Below are 18837 nucleotides of genomic sequence, written 5' to 3'. Positions count from 1 at the left end.
AAAACCCTTGTGGGAGCCGGGCAAGCCCGGCTCCCACATTGGATCTTCATTACCTGTTAGACCGTGGCGTTTTTCCCGCGTACCGCCACCGGCCCCGAACGCTCTTCAATCTGGCGCTTGAGGTCCTGGCGCAAGCCCAGCAGAAACGCTAACTCCGCCACCACAAACAACGGCCCCACAATCAGCCCCGACACATCATCGACAAACGCCGGTTTCCTGCCTTCGTAATAGTGCCCGACAAACTGAATCACCCACCCCACTACAAACATACCCACGCCACTGCTCAGCCACACCATCGTGCTCTGCGCCGCCAAGACATGCCCGGCCCACACCGACAACCCCATCAGCACTGTCATCAGCACGCCCAGGGCCAGTTCCAGGCGCAGGTAGAACCACGTCGAAAACAACGCCAGCACGACCGCAGGTGAAACCCACAGGCCGCCCAGCGCCCACTGCGGACGCGACAGCAGCACCGCCACCGCGACCACGATCAGCGGGATCCCGATAAAGTGGCTGAAGATATTGCGCGGGTCGCGGTGGTAAGCGGCGTATTGACTGAGGTGGTCGACGAGGCTTTTCATTGTTGTTCCTCCTGTAGGATGTTTGATCATGCCCTGTCAGTCGGTGCCTAACTGTCAACTGGGCGACAATCTTCGGAGTTCCCATGGACACAGGCAAATGGCAGGCGCGATTGGCGCGCGGTCAGTGGTTCAGGCACTTGCCGCCAGACTTGCAGCGTAGCCTGCTGGGGGCGGCGCGGTTGCGCGTACTGACAGCGGGGCAGTTTCTGTTCAAGCGCGGCGACCCGCCGTGTGGCCTGTATGCGGTGCTGGAAGGGGCGGTGCGCATCAGTGCCGTCAATGCTCAGGGCAAGGAAGCGGTGTTGAGCCTGGTGGAAACCCCACACTGGTTCGGCGAGATCTGCCTGTTCGATAACCTGCCACGCACCCACGATGCCCTCGCCACGGGAGCCTGCACGCTGGTGCAGGTACCACAAGCGGCGATCCTCGCCATTCTCGAACAGCATCCGGTGTTCTGGCGGGACATGGCGCTGCTGATGAGCCAGAAACTGCGTCTGTCATTGATCAACATCGAACAGACAAGCCTGATGCCCGCCTCCAGGCGGCTGGCCCATCGGTTGCTGATGATCGCGCAAGGCTACGGCGAAGTAGAGCAGGCGCGCCGCGTGCTGCAGCTGCCTCAGGAGGATCTGGCGGCGATGCTGGGCCTGTCGCGCCAGACCATCAACAGTCTGCTCAAGGCGCTGGAGCAACAGGGCATTATTGGTTTGAGCTACGGCGCCATCGAGATACTGGACCTCAATGGGCTGCGCCTGGCCGCGGGCCTATGAACCGCGATAGGTAGAGAAACCGTAAGGGCTGAGCAACAGCGGGATGTGGTAATGCTGGTCGGCCTGCTTGACCTGAAAGATCACCGGCACCTCGGGGAAGAACGTCTCGCGGTTGGCCTTCTTGTAATAATCGCCGGTCTTGAACACCACACGGTACTCGCCCGGCTTCATGCTCTGGTCGGCAGGGAACAGTTCGGCGATGCGTCCCTGTTGATTGGTCACGCCCTGGGACAGTGATTGCCACTGATAGCCCACATGTTGTTCCAGGGTGACGCTGACGCCGGCCGACGGCAGGCCGTTTTCCAGGTTGAGCACATGCACGCTCAGCGGGTTGCCGGCGGCCAGGGCCAGGTTGCACAGGCCGCTCAGGCTGAGGGCGGCGAGGGTCATGCTAAGGGTTTTCATTGAGAAGTCCTTTTGACTTAGGTGGAATCAAGGGGTGATTTTCAAGCCCAGTTGCTCGGCGGCCTGCACCGCACAGGCTTCATCCTGCGCGGCGCCACCGGCACCGGCGATGCCCAGCGCGCCGACCAGTTCGGCCTCGGCAAACAGCGGCACGCCGTCGCCGAGCAACAGTAATTCGGGCAAGCTGTTAAGGTTGGCGGCCTCGGGATTATTACGCGCCCGTTCGGCAAACAGCCGGGTGGGGGTTTTGGTCGACAGCGCGGTGTACGCCTTGCGTTGGCTGGCGAGGCTGTTGTGCGGGCCTACGCCATCCGCCCGCAGGGCCACCAGCAAGTTACCGCCACGGTCCAGTACCGTCAGCGCGGCCGTGCAGTGGGCCAGGCTGGCGTCGGCCAGTTGGCGCGCAGTGTGCAAATCCAGCTCGGCATGGTGTGGCAGTTGTGGGGCGGCCTGGGCAGCGGTGGTCACAGCGAGGCTCAAGAACAAAGCGGTGCGATACATGGTTGTGGCTCCAGAAGGCAGGTGCTCACGGTAGCCAGTGGACGCGGACAAAAGCCGCACAATTGGATGACAGGTTTGTAATCAAACCCAGAGGTAAGGCATGCAAGTGTTGTTAGTGGAAGACCAGCCGCAACTGGCGCAGCTTATGGCCCAGGGCCTGAGCGAGGCCGGCTTTTCGGTGGAAGTCGCGGCCAACGGCATGGCGGCGCAGCGCTTTGTGGAAAGCACTGTGTACGACCTGGTGATTTTGGATGTGATGCTGCCGGGCCTGAATGCCTGGAAGCTGCAGCAGGCGCTTCGGCAAAGGGGAGAGACGCCAGTGCTGTTCTTGACCACGCCCAATGGCATTGAAGATCGCCTGCGTGGGCTGGAATTGCATGAGGATGATTACTTGCTAAAGCCGTTTGACGCCAAGGCGTTGGTGACGCGGGTAAAGAAGGTGTTACGGCGTCGTGGCGCTAACCTCTAAACAGGCTCGTACCTGTCAAGTTTGACAGTAGATTGGGTGTTTAAAGGGAGGCAGACTTTGATTGTCAATTGGCATTCAAGGAGTGAACACGCATGTCTACCAAATCCCAACCACCCACTTACAAAGATTTAGAACAGATTTCAGAAAAAACTGGAATAGAGGCGCCTGTTGTCAATACTCCGAAGAGCGCTGAAACGTACTCATCACCTGTGAAGTTTTCAGGTCAGGGCATTCCCGGTTGGTGGGTCTATTTCGTTCATAAGCCGATCGACGGCACTTCTTTTGGCTTTGCTTTAGTGGATGAGAACGGGGAGTGGGAGTTTGACTGTGTTTTCGACCCCCGTGTTTATAAAGTATTCGGCATTCAAACATATAACGGAGTTCGCTCGCCCTGGACGGACGATATTGAGTTTAAAGTGACAGCTTGACCCCGTGCTCCCGCTTATTGAAAAGTTTCGGGAGGTCAATGCGGCTATTGCCCCCCCTCCCGAAACTGCCCCGGCGTCATCCCCGTCCAACGCTTGAACGCACGGTTGAAACTGCTGGTATCGGCAAACCCCAACAAATGGCTGATTTCGGCCAATGAACACTGCGGGTCACGCAGGTGCAACAACGCCAGGTTCTGCCGGCATTCATTGAGCAGCGCGTCGAACCGACAACCCTCATCGGCCAGATGCCGCTGCAAGCTGCGTAAACTCAAATGCAAGGCCTGGGCGATCCGCTCCGCGCCGGGTTCGCCGTCCGGCAATTGCGCCTCGATGGCGGCGCGCACCTTGCGCTCCCAGGTCAGCGGTTGCAATTGGGCCAGGGTGCGTTTGAGCACGGTTTCATTGTGTTCGGCCAGTTCCGGGTTGGCATCGTCCAGGTGGCTGTCGAAGTCATGAGCGGCGAACTCCAGGCGGTCTTCCTCGGCGCCAAAGAACACTTGGGAACGGAACACCGTTTGCCATGGCGAACGGTCGTCCGGCTCCGGGCGCCGCAGGTACACCGCTAACGGTGCATAGTCGCGCCCCAGTCGATTACGGCAGGTACGCACATAGATCGCGGCAAACGCATCGATGGCTTCCACTGCCGGTGCCGGGCTGCCCTCGAGTTGAAGCAGGCGGAAGTAGTAGCGATCACCGTGACGGCTGAGCTCCAGGTTCAGCGCATCGCTGACCACTTGGTGATAACGCACGATGCGCTCGAACACCTCGCGCAAACTGCCGCTGGCCACCAACGCGTAGCCCAGCGCATGGAAGGTGGTGGGGCTGACAAACCGCGACACCCGCAGCCCGATCGCTGGGTCACCGCTGGCCTGCACCGCCAGTGCCCATAAACGCGTGGTGGCCGACAGTGGGTAGCGCGCATTGGGATCGTCCATCAACAACGGGTCGAGCCCGGCCTCCAGGCACAGCGCGGCACTGTCCAGGCCCAGGGCGTCGAGTTGCTTGCGCAGGGCGCGGGTCCAGCTGGCGAGGGAGGTGGGTTCGGTCATGTCGATTGGCGCTTGCGGTCAACAGGTTGGCGTCCGGGGCTAGCGCCCTGCACGCTGGTTGGGTGCAGGATGCAGGCATCACTCCACAAGAGAATGGAAGCATGGACGGTACTTCTGCAAGCCCCCAGCAGATGAACGCACAACAGCGCTCGGCGCATATCCGTGAGGTGGTGCTGGCCGAGGGTGTGCGCCTGCGCCGGCGGCATCCCTGGCTGTTGCATCAGGACGCACTGGGTGCGGGCATCCTGGCCTTTGCGTTGGCCGGTATGCTGGGCTCGGCAGCGCTCTACATAACGGGCCATATGGCGTGGTGGGTATGCCTGTTGCTCAATGCCTTCTTCGCCTCGCTCACCCACGAGTTGGAACACGACCTGATCCACAGCATGTACTTTCGCAAGCAACGCGTGCCCCACAACCTGATGATGGGGCTGGTGTGGCTGGCGCGGCCGAGCACCATCAACCCATGGATACGCCGGCACCTGCACCTTAACCATCACAAGGTTTCCGGCACCGAGGCCGATATGGAAGAGCGCGCGATCACCAACGGTGAGCCTTGGGGCATCGCACGGTTGCTGATGGTGGGCGACAACATGATGTCGGCCTTGATCCGCCTGTTGCGCGCCAAGACCTGGCCGCACAGGTTCAGCATCTTCAAGCGCGTGCTGCTGGTGTACGCTCCGCTGGCGCTGTTGCATTGGGGCGCGTGGTACATCTTCCTGGGCTTTCATACCGCCAATGGCGTCGCCAGCCTGGTGGGCACGCCTATCGAGTGGTCGGCCGGCACCTTGCAGATGATGCGGTTAATCGACATAGCCGCCGTGGTGATCATTGGTCCGAATGTACTGCGCACGTTTTGCCTGCATTTTGTCAGCTCCAACATGCACTACTACGGCGATGTTGAACCGGGCAACGTGATCCAGCAGACCCAGGTGCTCAACCCGTGGTGGATGTGGCCGTTGCAGGCCTTCTGCTTCAATTTCGGCAGCACCCACGGCATCCATCATTTTGTGGTGAAGGAGCCGTTCTACATCCGCCAGATGACCGCCAAGGTGGCGCACAAGGTCATGGCCGAGATGGGGGTGCGCTTCAATGATTTGGGCACGTTTGCGCGAGCCAATCGCCTGGAACCCCAGGAACACTCGCGCACTGAGCTCTCTTTCAGCAAGCAATGAACGCCAATGGCAGGTCACGGATCTGTTCGCGCACCGGCGGTTGGTAATGGTCGTCGCTGGTTAATTCGTGCAACAGCTCTTCGCGCAACTGGTGGAATTCAAAACTGCTGCGCTGGCGCGGATGGGGCAGAGCGATGTCCACCACTTGCTTGATGCGCCCGGGTCGAGGCTCCATCACCACCACGCGGTCGGCGAGGAAAATCGCCTCTTCCACATCGTGGGTCACCAGTACCGTGGTGATCCTGGCACGGGCGCGAATCGCCAGCAGTTCGTCCTGCATCTGCTGGCGAGTCAGTGCATCCAGGGCGCCGAAGGGTTCGTCCAGCAACAGGATGCGCGGGCTTGCCACCAGGCCGCGAGCAATCGCCACCCGTTGCGCCATGCCGCCGGAGAGTTGATGGGGATAGGCGCGAGTGAAGTCGGTGAGGCCCACCAGCTCGATAAAGTCGCTGATGCGCCGGTTGCGCTCGGCCTCGCTCAGGGGTTCGTTGACCAGGCCCAGGCCGATGTTTTGCGCCACGGTCAGCCAGGGAAACAGGCGATGCTCCTGGAACACGATGCCGCGCTCGCCACCGATACCGCTGACGGCTTTGCCATCGACCTGGATCTCGCCGCGAAACTGCGTATCCAAGCCCACCAGCAAGCGCAGCAGTGTGGATTTCCCGCAACCGCTGGAACCCACAATCGCAACAAATTCCCCCTCGGCAATCTGCAGGTTGAATTCGCGGATGGCTTCCAGTTCGAAGCCGTCGACGTCGAAGCTTTTGCCCACATGGTTGAAGCTGACAATCGGTGCGTTCATGCGTGTCTCCAGCGGGTGGCACGGGTTTCGATGCGTTGGCCGATCAGGTTGAGAGCGGCGCCGGTGAGGCCGACCAGCAGCATGCCGCTCATGATCAAATCCATGCGCAGCAACTGTTGGGCGCCGATCATCAGGCTGCCGATGCCGCCATCTGAGGGCATGAAATATTCGGCGCCGATGGTGCCCATCCAGGCGTAGATCAGGCTCAGGCGCAGGCCGGCGAAAATCCCCGACGCGGCGCCCGGCAGCACCAGGCGGCGCAAGCGTTGCCAGAGGTTCAGGCGCAGCACCTGCGCGGCTTCGCGCAGCTGGGGCGACAGGTTGAGCACGCTGCGCTGGGTGGCGATGAATAACGGGAAGAACGCGGCGAGGGCGATAAACACCCACTTGGCCAGTTCACCCAGGCCGAACCAGGCGGTGAGCAGCGGCACCCAGGCGAAAATCGCGATCTGGCGCAGCGCGGACAAAGTGGGGCCAAGTAGCCGCTCACTGCGCCGCGACAGCCCCAGCCACAGGCCCATGGCAAAGCCCAGGCTACCGCCCAGCAGCAACCCGCCCAGGGCCCGGCCAAGGCTTTTGCCCAGCGCCGTGGTCAGGCTGCCATCCAGCACGCCCGCCACGCTGGTTTGCAGCACCGCCCAGGGGCTGACCAGAATGTTTGGGTCGACCCAATCCTGCTGCGTCGCTACTTGCCATAACGCCACTAGCAGCAGCGGCAACAGCCAGGGTTGCAAGCGCTGCCAGCCTTCGTAGCGTGGTCCGCGTCGAATCTGCGCAGTGGCCGGATGGGGCCAGTGCACCCACTTGCGGTCCAGCCAGCCGATGCCGCGGTCCATCACCACGCCCAGCACGCCGATGACCACGATGCACACAAAGACAATATCGAGCATGAATAACTGCCGCGCCCACACCATCAGGTAGCCGATGCCTTCGCTGGAGGCCAGCAACTCCACGGCCAGCAATGACGTCCAGCCCGCCGCCAGGGCCAGGCGTACCCCGGCCATGAACGCCGGTAGCGCGGCGGGCAGAATCAGTCGGCGAATCAGCACATGGCTGGGCAAGCGCAACACGCGGGCGGCTTCGCGCAGGTTGGGTTGGGCATCGCGCACACCCACCAGGGTATGCAGGGTGACGGGCACCACGATGGCCTTGACCAGCACCACCAGTTTCAAGGTTTCGCCAATGCCGAAAAACACCATGAACAGCGGGATCCATGCCAGGGTCGGCACCTGCGACAGCGCGCTGAACGTCGGGAATACCAAACGCTCGGCGCGGGCGCTGAAACCCAGGCTCGCGCCGAGTATCGCGCCTGCCGCGATACCCGCCAGCAGGCCGCAGAACAAGCGCTGCAAGCTGATCACCAGATGGCTCCACAACTCGCCACCGGCCAACTCCACTGCGCTGCTCCACACCAGGGCCGGGGCGGGCAGAATCTGCTCGCTCATCCAGTGATTGCGGCTGGCCAACCACCACAGGGCAAACAACGTGAGCGGCAGCAGCCAGGGCAACAAGCGCTGGCCCAGCTGCGGCCAACGAGGCACGGCATCCTTGGACGGGGCCGCCAGCGGCAGGCTCAAAAATGAAATTCGGGCCATGTAAGACCTCCGTTGTCGCCAAATTCGTTATGTGATTTTGATCTTACAAAAACGTAATCAAGATGATTGCGAGCTAAGAGAAATCATTTAAAGCCTCAGTGCCGCGCGCATCCAATGCATTCGGAGAATATTTTCAATGCTGTTCATGCATAACGCTCTGGAGCCTGTGTATTCGCTTGCATAGTCCAAAAAGCTATTAAATTGTGAATTTATAGTATTTAAAGTTTTGTAAGAGCTGTGCCTATTTTTTGTTCCCCAGGCGACCGTCGCCCAACAGGAGCTGCGCTTATGAAACTGCCCTTCAAACGTTTGATCAGCCTGTTTGCCAGTACCGCCCTGGCCGGGTTGGTGCACGCTGCGGACCTCAAGGAAATTCGCATCGCCGTGCCCGACCTCAGTGCCGGCAGCCAGCACAGCGGCGGCGGCATCACCGACGTGCTGCGTGAGCAGCAAATCTATGAAAAAGCCTTTGCCGACCAAGGCATCAAGATCCAGTGGAATTACTTCAAGGGCGCGGGTCCGGTGATCAATGAAGCCTTTGCCAATGGCCAGGTGGACCTTGCCTATCTGGGTGACCTGGCGGCAATCATCGGCCGCTCCAATGGCCTGGATACTCGCCTGCTCAGCGCCACCGCGCGTGGCGTGAAGCATTACCTCGGCGTGGTGCCGGGCTCTGGCATCAAGACCCTTCAAGACCTCAAGGGCAAACGTGTCGCAGTGTTCCGTGGCACGGCCAGCCAGTTGTCGTTCGACAGTGCACTGGCCAGCCAGGGCTTGAGCGAGAAGGACCTTAAGGTGATCAATCTGGACTTCAACGCGGCCGCTGCCGCCCTGGCCGCCAAGCAGATTGACGCGACCTGGGGCGGCTCCACCCTCACGGCGTTGCAGGCCAAGGGCTTGGCAGAAATACCGCTGACCACCAAAGACCTGGGCGATGCCGGCAGCATCCAGGCCGTGCTGGTGGGCAGCGCCAAGTTTGTCGATGAACACCCCGATGCGGTGGCCAAGCTGCTCAAGGCTCAGCAGCAAGCGGTGCAGTGGTTGACCGATGACAACAACAAACAGGCGTATATCGAGCTGGTATCAGGGCTGGCCAGTTACCCGCCGGTGATCCTGACCAATGATTTGAAAGACCAGAAACTCAGCGAGATTTTCCCCTCGACCCTGGACCCGGTGTTCCTGGGCAAATTGCAGGATGCAGTGGATTTGGCTTCGAAGGAGAAGTTGATTCGTCGGCCGTTTCAGGTAAGTGACTGGGTGGCGCCTGGGTTGGTGGCGGCAGGGCTCTGAGCTTGTCGGTGCCTGGGCTATCGCTATCGCAGGCAAGCCAGCTCCCACACTTGAACGTGTTCACCGCTCAAAGTGGGAGCTGGCTTGCCTGCGATGACGCCCTTCAAACCGCCACACTTACCTGCTGACTATCCACCTCCACCAACGTCTCGATCATCGCCTTCGCCGCCGGCGACAACCGCGACCCCGTGCGGCTGACGATCCCGCAGCGTGCGCTCAGGGTATCCATGTGCTGCGGCAAGTTGCGCCAGTGCAGCAGCACCAGCGCCCCCCTGGCAATGTCCTCGGCAAAGGCTTCTTCAGTGCCGACGCCGATGGCATTGGTTTGCAGCACGATGCTCACCAGTGCCGGGAAGTGCTCGGTCTGGATACTCGGGGAAAAATCCATGCGCCCACTCAGGTTCGCCAGCAGTTTGCGAATGCCTTGGGAGATCAACGGCGCCGCCAGCGGGTAGTCGAACATATCGTTGGTCGACAGGCTGTCCTTGGCCAGCAAGGGGTGGCCGGGGCGGCAGAAAAACACCCCGCGTTTGGGGGTGAGCGCACGGGTCTGGAAATTCGGGTCGGCCTCGAACTGGCGGATGTCGGCGATAAAGAATTCAATCTCTTCACGGCTGAGGCTGCGGCTGAGGGTCTCCCAGTTATCCACCTGGAAGCTTGTGCGGATTTTCGGGTGGGCATTGATAAACCGCGCCACTGCATCCGGCACCAGTTTCACGGCGGGCGCCGGGCCGCAGCCGAAGCGCAGGTCGCCGGCGTCGAGCTTGGTCATGCGCGTCACTTCACTGCTCAGCAGCGCTGCACCATGCACCAGGCTCAGGGCATGTTGCAGCACCACCTGGCCTTCGGGTGTGGGGCGCAGGTCCTTGTGGCCACGGTCTACCAGCACGCAACCAAACTCCTGTTCCAGCCCCTGAATGCTGCGGCTGAACGCCGGTTGAGTAATGCCCATGGCGTCGGCGGCACGCACGAAACTGCGGTGTTCGTTGAGGGCGATGAAGTAACGCAGTTGGCGAAGATCCATATGCTTTCCCGGCATTTTAAAAATAGGTCGAAGGCATTTGCGACCAAGCAAGCTGAGGTTTTAAATGCAAGCTATTATTCCGTCAACGAAGCACTAGTTAATCTGCTAGATCTAAAAGGCATATGAATAGAGCGTTGCCGGAACGCATCTCCACCATCTGCAGGCACATGAGGGTCATCACAATGAGCAACGCCGCATTAGCCGTTCAACCCATCGCCCAATCACTCGATATTCACCCGGTAGCCGGCCGTATCGGCGCCGAGATCCGAGGTATCAAACTGTCCGGCGAGCTGGATGCCGCCACCGTCGAAGCCATCCAGCAGGCGCTGGTGCAGTACAAGGTGATCTTCTTCCGCGAACAGACCCACCTCGATGACCAGAGCCAGGAAGCGTTCGCCCACCTGCTTGGCGAGCCGATTGCCCACCCCACGGTGCCGGTGCGCGATGGCACGCGGTTCCTGATGGAATTGGATGGCACTCGCGGCCAACGCGCCAATTCCTGGCACACCGACGTGACGTTCGTTGATGCCTATCCTAAGGCTTCGATCCTGCGTTCGGTGCTGGCGCCTGCTTCCGGCGGCGACACCGTATGGGCCAACACAGCCGCTGCCTACAACGACCTCAGCGTGGAGCTGCGCGCACTGGCTGATCACCTGTGGGCGGTGCACAGCAACGAATACGACTACGCCGCCCGCAAGCCGGATGTGGCGGTGGAGAAGCTGGAGGAATACCGCAAAGTGTTCACTTCCACGGTGTATGAAACCGAACACCCGGTGGTGCGCGTGCATCCGGTCAGCGGCGAGAAAACCCTGTTGCTGGGGCATTTCGTCAAACGCCTGAAAGGCTACTCACAGGCAGAGTCGGCGCAGTTGTTCAACCTGCTGCAAGGCCACGTCACCCGCCTGGAAAACACCGTGCGCTGGCGCTGGAATACCGGCGACGTGGCGATCTGGGACAACCGCGCTACCCAGCATTACGCGGTGGACGACTACGGCACCCAGGAGCGCATCGTGCGCCGGGTTACGCTCAAGGGCGATGTGCCGGTGGGTGTGCAAGGGCAGCGCAGCCAGACCACCAAAGGTCTCTAAGCCAGGTTGGAGATCAAAATGTGGGAGGGGGCTTGCTCCCGATAACAGAGTGTCAGTCACAGCATCTTTGACTGACCCAATGCTATCGGGAGCAAGCCCCCTCCCACATTTAGACCGGTGCCGTTCTACCAAACGCCAATCTGCACCACTTTCTCTGCCTCTGGTTCCCCATAGCGAAACCATTGCCCGCGCACCTCAACCTCCGTGTGGCTGATGGTGGTACGCCGCTTCAACCCGCGCAGCCAGTCGAACAGATAACCCAGGTGCGTCTCGCGAACCTCGGCATAGGCGGGATCGCTGCCCAGGTCGTGCAGTTCTTGCGGGTCATTTTCCAGGTCGAACAGTTGCGGGCGAAAGCCGTCGTAGGCCAGGTACTTCCAGCGCTCGCTGCGCACCATGGTCATGCGGCAACGGTCGATGGGTTGCTCCAGGCGCTCACGAGCGGGGGCCTGGAAGGCGTAGTCGTATTCGGCAATGGCATAGCTGCGCCAGGTGGGTTGTGCGCCCTGCAGCAATGGAATCAATGAGCGGCCTTCCAGGCGATGGTCGGCGGCGGGCAAGCCCAACGCATCGAGAAACGTCGGCAGGGCGTCGATGGTTTCCACCAGGCGTTCATCCACGCTGCCACGGGTGATATCGGCACTGGCCCGTGGGTCACGCACTATCAGTGGCACACCCACCGCTGGCTCCAGCAGAAACTCTTTTTCACCGAGGAAATGGTCACCGAGGAAGTCGCCATGATCGCTGGTGAACACGATCAGCGTGTCGTCCCAGCGGCCGTTGCTTTGCAGAAAATCAAACAGCCGCCCGAGTTGATCGTCGATCTGTTTGATCAGGCCCATGTAGGTGGGAATGACCGTCAGACGTACTTCATCGCGGGAGAAATTCAGGCTCTCCTGATGTTGGCGAAACGCTTGGTACACCGGGTGATCGCTGGTGTGCTCAGGTTGGATCGGCGCCTGCACATGCTCGGCGCCGTACAGCGCGTGATACGGCGCGGGCGCGATGTAGGGCCAGTGCGGCTTGATATACGACAGGTGCAGGCACCAGGGCTGTTCACCTTGTTCGCCGATAAAGTCGATGGCGCGGTCGGTGGTGTAGACGGTCTCCGAATGTTCTTCGGCCACCCGTGCGGGTTTGCCGGCGTTGCGCATATGCCAGCCGCTGAGCACTTCGCCGTTCTCACCTTCGGCGGCGTTGGCCCATTCATGCCACGGGTTGCTGCCGTTGTAGCCGTGATCACGCAAGTATTGGGTGTAGGGCGCGGACTCGCGCTTATCCTCGAACAGCGGGCTGTCGGGATAGATGCCGTCGTGACGCAGGTACGCGTCGAAACCGACCTCGTTGAGTGGCTCGGCCTGGGCACTATCGGGGTCTATCTGCAGGCGCTGCAAGGCCTCAAGGTTCGGCGTGGCGTGGGTCTTGCCCACCAGGGCGGTGCGGATGCCGTGGGGGCGCAGGTAGTCGCCGATCGTCAGCTCTTCGAGCGGCAGCGGCACTGCATTCCACGCCACCTGATGGCTGCTGACATAGCGCCCGGTGTAGGCCGACATACGCGACGGGCCGCAGATGGTGCCTTGTGTATAGGCCCGACTGAAACGCACACCGGCGGCGGCCAGGCGGTCGATATTCGGCGTATGCAGATGGGCATGGCCGTAGCAGGACAGGTAGTCGCGGCGCAGTTGGTCGCACATGATGTAGAGCACGTTGCGCACGGGTTTGGGGTCAGACATAGGAATTTACCGAACGGAGGACAGGAGCGTTTTTTCGCTGTTCGAGGGGCGCTCTGGCAAGTGCATTTGGGGACTGAGTTCTATGCATTGAGTGCATGGGTTTGGCTACTTACGTCATCGCAGGCAAGCCAGCTCCCACAGTTGAAATGCATTCCCCTGTGGGAGCTGGCTTGCCTGCGATGACGGCCTGACAGCAGATACATATCTACCTGGTACCCCGCGATCAAATGGTGGGAGCAGGCTTACCCGGCGAAGGACCTGATGTGAGCGGCCAGTCCTGCCAGCGCTTTATCATCTGCCCTGGCAGCGTCATGGGAGGAGACATAGCCTTCATAACGCTCAAAATATTTGTCTTGGGTCGAACTGATTTTTTTGAAGGCGCTATCTTCCCCGGTCCCGTGCATCGGGAATAATTTGGCGTGCAGATGATCGACGCCATAACCCTCCAGAATCATGCCCGTTCTAGCCACACCTTTTAGCGCTTTGTCCAAAAGCTTCGCCGTCTTCTTGGCTGCGATGACCAAGTCACACAGCACGGTGTCCGGTTCGGCAAACGCATAGCTGCCGTGATGGGTTTTGGGGATAACCACACTGAACCCCGGGGTGTTGGGAAATATGGAGAGAAAGGCCATGTGGGTCTGGTCTTCCCACAGAAGGTGGGAGGGTGCAGTACCGCGGGCAATGCTGCAAAAGATACAGTCCATCAAACGCGCTTCCTCGTGCGGGTCAAAAGGTAGACCCTCTTGTAGGTGATCTTTGTTATCTAATGATGACTTCACTGACGTTGCGGGCCGCTGTTCACCGCTTAGTCAGACCGCAATATTTTCCAACGCATAAGCATCCTCGTCTCTCTCATCAATCTCCTTGATCTGCTCAATCATCGCCTGCGCCAGCGGCGACAACCGGTACCCAGCGCGGCTGACGATTCCGTAGCGGGTGTAGCGCTCCTCCAGGTTTTCGTCCAATCCTTCAATCTGCAAACACACCAGTTCGCCGCGCGCCATGTGCAGCACATCGCTGTTGGCGCTGACGATGCCGATGGCGTCCGAGCGCAGTACCACGCCCATCAGGCTGTAACCGTTTTCGCACTCCACATTGGGTTGGTAATCGGGCCGGCCGCTGAGGTCGACGATGACTTTGCGCAGGTTCGGCGGGCGGATGGTTACTGCCAGCGGGTAGCTCATCAGCTCGGCGGCGCTGACGCTGTTGCGTGCGGCCAAGGGGTGGCCGGCGCGGCAGCAGAAGTACCAGCGACGTGGGCGCAGGCGGTGGGTGTGGTAGTCGGGGTTGGCTTCGAAGTGGCGGGTGTCGGCGACGAAAAATTCGAACTCTTCGCTAAGCAGGCGTTTGCCCAGGCTTTGCCAGTCATCCACCTGGAACTGCACGCGGGCCTTGGGGTAGCGCCCGATAAAACTGCCGATGGCACGTGGGACTAACCCCGCTGCCGGCGCGGGGCCGCAACCGAAACGCAGTTCACCGGCTTCCAGGCCGTTGAACTGGCTGATTTCGTTGGCCAGTTGTTGTGCGCCGCTGACCAGGCGCCGGGCATGTTCGAGGAGCACCTGGCCTTGCTTGGTGGGCGCCAGGTCCTTGCGGCCGCGGTCCACCAGTTGGCAGCCGGCGCTGTGTTCCAGGGCCTGGATGCTGCGACTGAACGCCGACTGCGACAGGTTCACGGCCAAGGCTGCCGCGACAAAACTGCGTTGTTCAGCAAGGGCGATGAAGTGGCGAAGCTGGCGCAAGTCGATATGCATTTTTCACATCAAAAATATCCGGGAAATGCATTGGCTATGCATTAGGTCGACTCCTTATAAAGGCTATCTCTTATGCAGTAAATGTTCGTAAAAACATAAATAAATAACCTTTAGGAATATCTGGCGACGGATATCTCCGGGTTCTGGAGCCGCTTATGAGTCTGTTCAAGTCCTTGCCCCTGGCTGTGTTAGTGGCTGGTAGCAGCAGTTGGTCACCGTCCCAGGCCGCTGAAACACCCGCGCCTGCCGGCAAGGGCGAAAGCGCCAGTGGCCAACTTGAAACTGTCACGGTGACTGCCCGGCGGCGTACCGAAAGTGCCCAGGCCGTGCCGACGCCCATGAGCGTGCTCGGTGGCCAGGCCCTGGAAACCCAGCGGGTGTACCGCATCCAGGATTTGCAGCAACTGGTGCCCAGCGTCAACGTCGCCTATATGCATGCGCGCCAGTCCAGCGTGTCGATCCGCGGCCTGGGCAACAACCCGGCCAGCGATGGCCTGGAAGGCAGCGTGGGGCTGTATATTGACAACGTCTACCTCGGGCGCCCGGGCATGGCGGTGTTCGACCTGATGGACATTGAGCAGCTTGAAGTTTTGCGCGGCCCCCAGGGCACGTTGTTCGGCAAGAACACCACCGCTGGTGTGATCAATATCAGTACGCGCGCGCCGAGTTTTACTCCCGAGCGCAGCATCGAAACCTCCTTGGGCGAGGACGGTTATTTCCAGACCAAGGGCACGATTTCCGGCCCCCTGACCGATGACCTGGCGGGGCGTTTCTCGGCCTATCGCACCCGCAGCGACGGCGACATCAAGAATGAACACGACGGCCATGATCTGAACGGCGGTTCGCGTCAGGGCTTTCGCGGGCAACTGCTATACAAGCCCAACGAAGCGTTCAACCTGCGCTGGATCGGTGACTACAACGAAGAGGATTCCAGCGCCGGCACCCGCGTGCTGTACAGCACCGGCCCGACCATCAATGGCACCAACCTGTATCAAGCCCGGGCCAATGCAGCAGGGGCGACCCTGGTGGATGGCACCCATCGCAAGGTCAACCTCGACAACGACCAGCACGTCACGGTGTTCCAGGGCGGTACCTCGCTGGAAGCCAACTGGACGCTGCCCAGCGACTTCACCCTGACCTCGGTGAGTGCTTACCGCTGGTGGAACTTCACCCCGCGCAACGATGATGGCCTCAACGTACCGGCGTCGTATAACGCCGGGGTTTCGGTGGAAGATAAGCAGTGGTCCCAGGAATTGCGCCTGGCGTCGCCCAGCGGTGGTTTCTTCGATTACGTGCTGGGCGCCTACTACTTCGGCTCCAAACTGGATAATAAATCCTTTGCTTATTACGGTCCCAAGGCCGATATCTGGAATGGCACGCCGACCGGCGCTTTGAACAATGTGAGCAGCGTCGGCAACGGGCATATCCGCACTGACAGTTTTGCGCTGTTCGCCCAAGGCACCTGGCACCTGACCGAACGCCTGGACTTCACCGCCGGCCTGCGTGGCACCTACGAAGAAAAAAGCGCCTGGGTCACGCGCAATGCGCCGCTGGGTGGCGCTGCGGTGAGCGGTGCGGCGGCCACTGCACGGCGTGGGCGTACCGGGGCCTATGACTCGGGCGACCTGTCGCAATACAGCGCCACGCCGTCGGGGCTGCTCAACCTCAGTTATCACTTCAATGACAACCTGCTGGGCTACGCGACGCTGTCCCATGGCGAAAAATCGGGTGGGGTCAACCTGGCGGTAGGTTCTGCGCCCACGGCCGGGGCCGACTCGTTGCTGATCGGCACCGAGCGCGCCAATAACGCCGAGCTGGGTTTCAAAAGCACGCTGTGGGACCGCCGCCTTCAACTCAATGCCAACCTGTTCTGGACCCAGGTCAACGGCTACCAGACCAACGCCTACGACCAGGACAACCGCGTGCAGTACCTGACCAACGCCGGTTCCGTGCGCTCGCGGGGCGTGGAAGTGGAAAGCACCCTGGTGCCGATCAAGGGCCTGACCCTGAACATCAACGGCTCCTTCAATGACGTGAGTTACCTGTCTTACAAGGATGCACCGTGCCCGCCGGAAACCAGCCTGCGCCCCGGTGCACCGGCGTCCTGCGACCTGACCGGCCACCAAGTGGTGGGCGCCTCGAAGTGGATCGCCAACGCCAACGGCGAGTACAAGTGGAACCTGGCGAACGGCTTCGAACCCTACGTCACCGCCAGCTACGCGTTCCGTTCCAAAGCCGTGGGCACCGTGGAAGATTCCGACTACGGGCAGATCCCGGCGTATGCGGTGGTCAACCTGTCGACCGGCGTGCGCGGCAACTATGACCAAGGGCAGTGGGATGTGTCGCTGTGGCTGAAAAACGCCTTCGACAAAACCTACTACACCACCCTGTGGACCGGTGGTAACGGCGGCTATGAGGGCCTGCTGGGCACGCCGCGCACCCTAGGCGTGACTGGGCGCTACGACTTCTAGGTCGGTGCGATAGGTGGCCGGGCTGAACACCCGCGTCACCATCAGCATCGCCACCACCGTTACCGTCAGCACCACCCAGGCACTGACGAAATTGCCGGTAAGCTCGCGCAGCCAGCCGGTCAGCCACGGCGAAATCGCATTGATCAGAAAGCCCACACCCTGCACGAACGCCGCCAGTTGCCCGGCTTGGCGTGGGTCGCGATGGTGGTCGAGGGTCAGCAGCAGGCTCAGGGCAAAGCACGCCCCTAACCCGAAGCCGCACAAGGCCACCCACAGGTGGGGATATTCCTGCGGCGCAATGATCAGGCCGAGGTAGCCGATGGTTTGCGCCAGCAGGCTGATGCTGAGCAATGGGCGGCGGTCGATACCGCGTTGCGCCAGCACCGGCATCAGCAGGGCGGCCGCCACCTGAAAAATTGTCATGAATGCCAGCAATGAACCGCTGGGCAGCACGCCCCAGCCCAGTTGCTGATAGTAGGCGGGCAGCCACGCGACCATGCTCATGTAGCCGCAGTTGACCAAACCGAAATACAGCGCCAGCAGCCAGGCGCGCCGGTTACGCAACCCTTTGAACGCAGGCGCCTGCAGTGGATTACGCGCGGCGCCCAGCGGTAGCCAGGCCCACAGCAGCAATGCCCCCAGCGCCGGCAAAAGCCACACACCCAGGCCTGCCTGCCATTGCTGGAAATGCGTGGCTATCACCGGGCTGAGCAGCGCCGCCAGCCCACCGCCGGCCATCAGCGACGCCGAGTACACCCCCATCGCCACCGGCACGCGGTGATGAAATTCGCGCTTGATCATCGCCGGCACCAGCGCCTGGATCAGCGCCACGCCCGCACCGCCGAGCAGCGCGGTAACCAGCAGTGCAGAAGCCTGGCCCATCAGCCAGCGCGCCAGGCACGCCAGCAGAATCATCAACAAGCCCAGGGCGATGCCGCGACGCTCGCCCAAGCGAGCCTCCACGCGCACGCCGACCAGTGCCACCAGCCCCATGCAGATCACCGGCAGGCTGGTGAGCAGGGCGCTGCTCTGAAAGCTCAGGCCGGTGGCCTGGCGAATCTCGCCGAGCAGTGGGCTGATGGAACTGAGGATCGGGCGCAGGTTCAGGCCGAGCACCACCAGCAGGCCCCAGCCGGCGAGGGATTTATTCAGGGTCATGCAGGGTTTTCCACTGGTGATACAGCGCAGTCATTGCGGCATCGGGCAGGTGCTGAATGGGCAGGCGTTGCGCGCCGATAGGCAGGCCGACCTGTTGGCTGATGGCTGCGGTCGACAGGCCGTACGGCTCGGCCATTTCGTTGCTGGCGGCAAACACTACGCGTTCTACACCGCACAGGTACATGGCGCTCAAGCACATTGGGCAAGGCTGTCCGCTGGCATAGATCACGCACCCTTCCAGGCGTGCACCCAGCTGCCGGCTCGCTGCGCGAATTGCCAGCAGCTCGGCGTGGGCGGTGGGGTCCTGGGTCAGGTGGATCTCATTCACGGCTTCCACCAGCACTTCACCGTTGCGCGTCAGCACCGCACCGAAGGGGCGGCCACCTTGGGCGACGTTGGCGCGGGCCAAGGCGATAGCGCGTTGCAGGTGTGGTTGATCGTCGGTCATACAAGGCCCCCGGGCGCGATGAAAGGTGAAGTATGGTCAGCCACCGGGGTATGCTGAAATTAAATATAAACATGCCAATCAGTGGCAAACGCAATGGTG

At 61.1% G+C, this 18837-nt stretch carries 19 protein-coding genes; 7 read left to right on the top strand and 12 right to left on the bottom strand.

Features of this window, described 5'->3' with window-relative positions:
- Positions 1-56: 56 nt before the first annotated feature.
- Entirely contained in the window at positions 57-581 is a 525-nt protein-coding gene (locus JFT63_RS18470; RefSeq protein ID WP_198844481.1) for an Mpo1 family 2-hydroxy fatty acid dioxygenase, read from the bottom strand.
- Positions 582-664: 83 nt separating this feature from the next.
- Here JFT63_RS18470 and JFT63_RS18465 point away from each other — a divergent pair, with 83 nt between their 5' ends.
- Positions 665-1351: a Crp/Fnr family transcriptional regulator gene (locus tag JFT63_RS18465; RefSeq protein WP_057702346.1), complete on the top strand. Its 687-nt coding sequence runs from the start codon at positions 665-667 to the stop codon at positions 1349-1351.
- Here the strand turns inward: JFT63_RS18465 and uraH are convergent.
- Both uraH and JFT63_RS18455 read right to left on the bottom strand, forming a co-directional pair.
- Complete coding sequence (uraH, locus tag JFT63_RS18460; protein ID WP_057702347.1) at positions 1346-1756, bottom strand: hydroxyisourate hydrolase; 411 nt, start codon at positions 1754-1756, stop codon at positions 1346-1348. The two genes, JFT63_RS18465 and uraH, sit on opposite strands and share 6 nt — an antisense overlap.
- 27 nt (positions 1757-1783) lie before the next feature.
- Positions 1784-2257 carry a GlcG/HbpS family heme-binding protein gene (locus JFT63_RS18455; RefSeq protein WP_198844480.1) on the bottom strand — a complete coding sequence of 158 codons (474 nt, stop codon included), beginning with the start codon at positions 2255-2257 and terminating at the stop codon, positions 1784-1786.
- 100 nt (positions 2258-2357) lie between these two features.
- Between JFT63_RS18455 and JFT63_RS18450 the strand changes: the two genes are divergently transcribed.
- Positions 2358-2726 carry a response regulator gene (locus tag JFT63_RS18450; RefSeq protein ID WP_057702349.1) on the top strand — a complete coding sequence of 123 codons (369 nt, stop codon included), beginning with the start codon at positions 2358-2360 and terminating at the stop codon, positions 2724-2726.
- Between the two features lie 92 nt (positions 2727-2818).
- Positions 2819-3154: a hypothetical protein gene (locus JFT63_RS18445; protein WP_057702350.1), complete on the top strand. Its 336-nt coding sequence runs from the start codon at positions 2819-2821 to the stop codon at positions 3152-3154.
- A 44-nt stretch (positions 3155-3198) separates the two neighbouring features.
- Here the strand turns inward: JFT63_RS18445 and JFT63_RS18440 are convergent, their stop codons facing one another.
- A complete protein-coding gene (locus JFT63_RS18440) occupies positions 3199-4203 on the bottom strand; it encodes an AraC family transcriptional regulator (RefSeq protein WP_057702351.1) in 1005 nt (334 codons plus the stop codon).
- Between the two features lie 101 nt (positions 4204-4304).
- Between JFT63_RS18440 and JFT63_RS18435 the strand changes: the two genes are divergently transcribed.
- Entirely contained in the window at positions 4305-5375 is a 1071-nt protein-coding gene (locus JFT63_RS18435; RefSeq protein WP_057702352.1) for a fatty acid desaturase, read from the top strand.
- On the opposite strand, the gene JFT63_RS18430 is transcribed toward JFT63_RS18435, so the two are convergent.
- Together JFT63_RS18430 and JFT63_RS18425 are read right to left on the bottom strand one after the other, a co-directional pair.
- Positions 5362-6177: an ABC transporter ATP-binding protein gene (locus JFT63_RS18430; RefSeq protein WP_057702353.1), complete on the bottom strand. Its 816-nt coding sequence runs from the start codon at positions 6175-6177 to the stop codon at positions 5362-5364. The genes JFT63_RS18435 and JFT63_RS18430 overlap by 14 nt on opposite strands.
- Entirely contained in the window at positions 6174-7772 is a 1599-nt protein-coding gene (locus JFT63_RS18425; protein WP_198844479.1) for an ABC transporter permease, read from the bottom strand. The genes JFT63_RS18430 and JFT63_RS18425 overlap by 4 nt, the downstream gene beginning before the upstream one ends.
- A 288-nt stretch (positions 7773-8060) precedes the next feature.
- On the opposite strand from JFT63_RS18425, the gene JFT63_RS18420 reads away from it, so the two are divergent.
- A complete protein-coding gene (locus JFT63_RS18420; RefSeq protein ID WP_198844478.1) occupies positions 8061-9062 on the top strand; it encodes an ABC transporter substrate-binding protein in 1002 nt (333 codons plus the stop codon).
- 103 nt (positions 9063-9165) lie between these two features.
- On the opposite strand, the gene JFT63_RS18415 is transcribed toward JFT63_RS18420, so the two are convergent.
- Complete coding sequence (locus JFT63_RS18415) at positions 9166-10086, bottom strand: LysR family transcriptional regulator (RefSeq protein ID WP_186562498.1); 921 nt, start codon at positions 10084-10086, stop codon at positions 9166-9168.
- Between the two features lie 182 nt (positions 10087-10268).
- Between JFT63_RS18415 and JFT63_RS18410 the strand changes: the two genes are divergently transcribed.
- Positions 10269-11174: a TauD/TfdA dioxygenase family protein gene (locus JFT63_RS18410; RefSeq protein WP_198844477.1), complete on the top strand. Its 906-nt coding sequence runs from the start codon at positions 10269-10271 to the stop codon at positions 11172-11174.
- Between the two features lie 125 nt (positions 11175-11299).
- Here the strand turns inward: JFT63_RS18410 and JFT63_RS18405 are convergent, their stop codons facing one another.
- The 3 genes from JFT63_RS18405 to JFT63_RS18395 all read right to left on the bottom strand — a co-directional run bounded on the left by JFT63_RS18405 (position 11300) and on the right by JFT63_RS18395 (position 14661).
- The gene (locus JFT63_RS18405) at positions 11300-12907 is read right to left on the bottom strand and encodes an alkaline phosphatase family protein (RefSeq protein WP_198844476.1); all 1608 of its coding nucleotides are present in this window, start codon (positions 12905-12907) and stop codon (positions 11300-11302) included.
- Between the two features lie 242 nt (positions 12908-13149).
- Entirely contained in the window at positions 13150-13611 is a 462-nt protein-coding gene (locus JFT63_RS18400) for an HIT family protein (RefSeq protein ID WP_057709524.1), read from the bottom strand.
- Positions 13612-13716: 105 nt separating this feature from the next.
- Positions 13717-14661, bottom strand: coding sequence for a LysR family transcriptional regulator (locus JFT63_RS18395; protein ID WP_198844475.1), 945 nt, complete (start codon positions 14659-14661; stop codon positions 13717-13719).
- A gap of 155 nt (positions 14662-14816) precedes the next feature.
- Here JFT63_RS18395 and JFT63_RS18390 point away from each other — a divergent pair, with 155 nt between their 5' ends.
- The gene (locus JFT63_RS18390) at positions 14817-17132 is read left to right on the top strand and encodes a TonB-dependent receptor (RefSeq protein WP_198844474.1); all 2316 of its coding nucleotides are present in this window, start codon (positions 14817-14819) and stop codon (positions 17130-17132) included.
- Here JFT63_RS18390 and JFT63_RS18385 read toward each other — a convergent pair.
- Together JFT63_RS18385 and JFT63_RS18380 are read right to left on the bottom strand one after the other, a co-directional pair.
- Complete coding sequence (locus JFT63_RS18385) at positions 17103-18290, bottom strand: CynX/NimT family MFS transporter (RefSeq protein ID WP_198844473.1); 1188 nt, start codon at positions 18288-18290, stop codon at positions 17103-17105. The genes JFT63_RS18390 and JFT63_RS18385 overlap by 30 nt on opposite strands.
- Positions 18277-18738 (bottom strand): nucleoside deaminase, encoded by a 462-nt coding sequence (locus tag JFT63_RS18380; RefSeq protein ID WP_198844472.1) that lies wholly within the window; start codon positions 18736-18738, stop codon positions 18277-18279. The genes JFT63_RS18385 and JFT63_RS18380 overlap by 14 nt, the downstream gene beginning before the upstream one ends.
- Positions 18739-18837 lie beyond the last annotated feature (99 nt).

The sequence above is a fragment of the Pseudomonas sp. MF7453 genome, from assembly GCF_016405455.1.
Lineage (GTDB): Bacteria > Pseudomonadota > Gammaproteobacteria > Pseudomonadales > Pseudomonadaceae > Aquipseudomonas > Aquipseudomonas paralactis.
Note: the sequence above shows the minus strand (reverse complement) of the source record. Positions and strands in the feature narration are given on the sequence as shown.

Bases quoted from the DNA above. Each gene is read 5' to 3' on its own strand.
- JFT63_RS18470 (WP_198844481.1), bottom strand. From the start codon at position 581: ATGAAAAGCCTCGTCGACCACCTCAGTCAATACGCCGCTTACCACCGC.
- JFT63_RS18465 (WP_057702346.1), top strand. From the start codon at position 665: ATGGACACAGGCAAATGGCAGGCGCGATTGGCGCGCGGTCAGTGGTTC.
- uraH (WP_057702347.1), bottom strand. From the start codon at position 1,756: ATGAAAACCCTTAGCATGACCCTCGCCGCCCTCAGCCTGAGCGGCCTG.
- JFT63_RS18455 (WP_198844480.1), bottom strand. From the start codon at position 2,257: ATGTATCGCACCGCTTTGTTCTTGAGCCTCGCTGTGACCACCGCTGCC.
- JFT63_RS18450 (WP_057702349.1), top strand. From the start codon at position 2,358: ATGCAAGTGTTGTTAGTGGAAGACCAGCCGCAACTGGCGCAGCTTATG.
- JFT63_RS18445 (WP_057702350.1), top strand. From the start codon at position 2,819: ATGTCTACCAAATCCCAACCACCCACTTACAAAGATTTAGAACAGATT.
- JFT63_RS18440 (WP_057702351.1), bottom strand. From the start codon at position 4,203: ATGACCGAACCCACCTCCCTCGCCAGCTGGACCCGCGCCCTGCGCAAG.
- JFT63_RS18435 (WP_057702352.1), top strand. From the start codon at position 4,305: ATGGACGGTACTTCTGCAAGCCCCCAGCAGATGAACGCACAACAGCGC.
- JFT63_RS18430 (WP_057702353.1), bottom strand. From the start codon at position 6,177: ATGAACGCACCGATTGTCAGCTTCAACCATGTGGGCAAAAGCTTCGAC.
- JFT63_RS18425 (WP_198844479.1), bottom strand. From the start codon at position 7,772: ATGGCCCGAATTTCATTTTTGAGCCTGCCGCTGGCGGCCCCGTCCAAG.
- JFT63_RS18420 (WP_198844478.1), top strand. From the start codon at position 8,061: ATGAAACTGCCCTTCAAACGTTTGATCAGCCTGTTTGCCAGTACCGCC.
- JFT63_RS18415 (WP_186562498.1), bottom strand. From the start codon at position 10,086: ATGGATCTTCGCCAACTGCGTTACTTCATCGCCCTCAACGAACACCGC.
- JFT63_RS18410 (WP_198844477.1), top strand. From the start codon at position 10,269: ATGAGCAACGCCGCATTAGCCGTTCAACCCATCGCCCAATCACTCGAT.
- JFT63_RS18405 (WP_198844476.1), bottom strand. From the start codon at position 12,907: ATGTCTGACCCCAAACCCGTGCGCAACGTGCTCTACATCATGTGCGAC.
- JFT63_RS18400 (WP_057709524.1), bottom strand. From the start codon at position 13,611: ATGGACTGTATCTTTTGCAGCATTGCCCGCGGTACTGCACCCTCCCAC.
- JFT63_RS18395 (WP_198844475.1), bottom strand. From the start codon at position 14,661: ATGCATATCGACTTGCGCCAGCTTCGCCACTTCATCGCCCTTGCTGAA.
- JFT63_RS18390 (WP_198844474.1), top strand. From the start codon at position 14,817: ATGAGTCTGTTCAAGTCCTTGCCCCTGGCTGTGTTAGTGGCTGGTAGC.
- JFT63_RS18385 (WP_198844473.1), bottom strand. From the start codon at position 18,290: ATGACCCTGAATAAATCCCTCGCCGGCTGGGGCCTGCTGGTGGTGCTC.
- JFT63_RS18380 (WP_198844472.1), bottom strand. From the start codon at position 18,738: ATGACCGACGATCAACCACACCTGCAACGCGCTATCGCCTTGGCCCGC.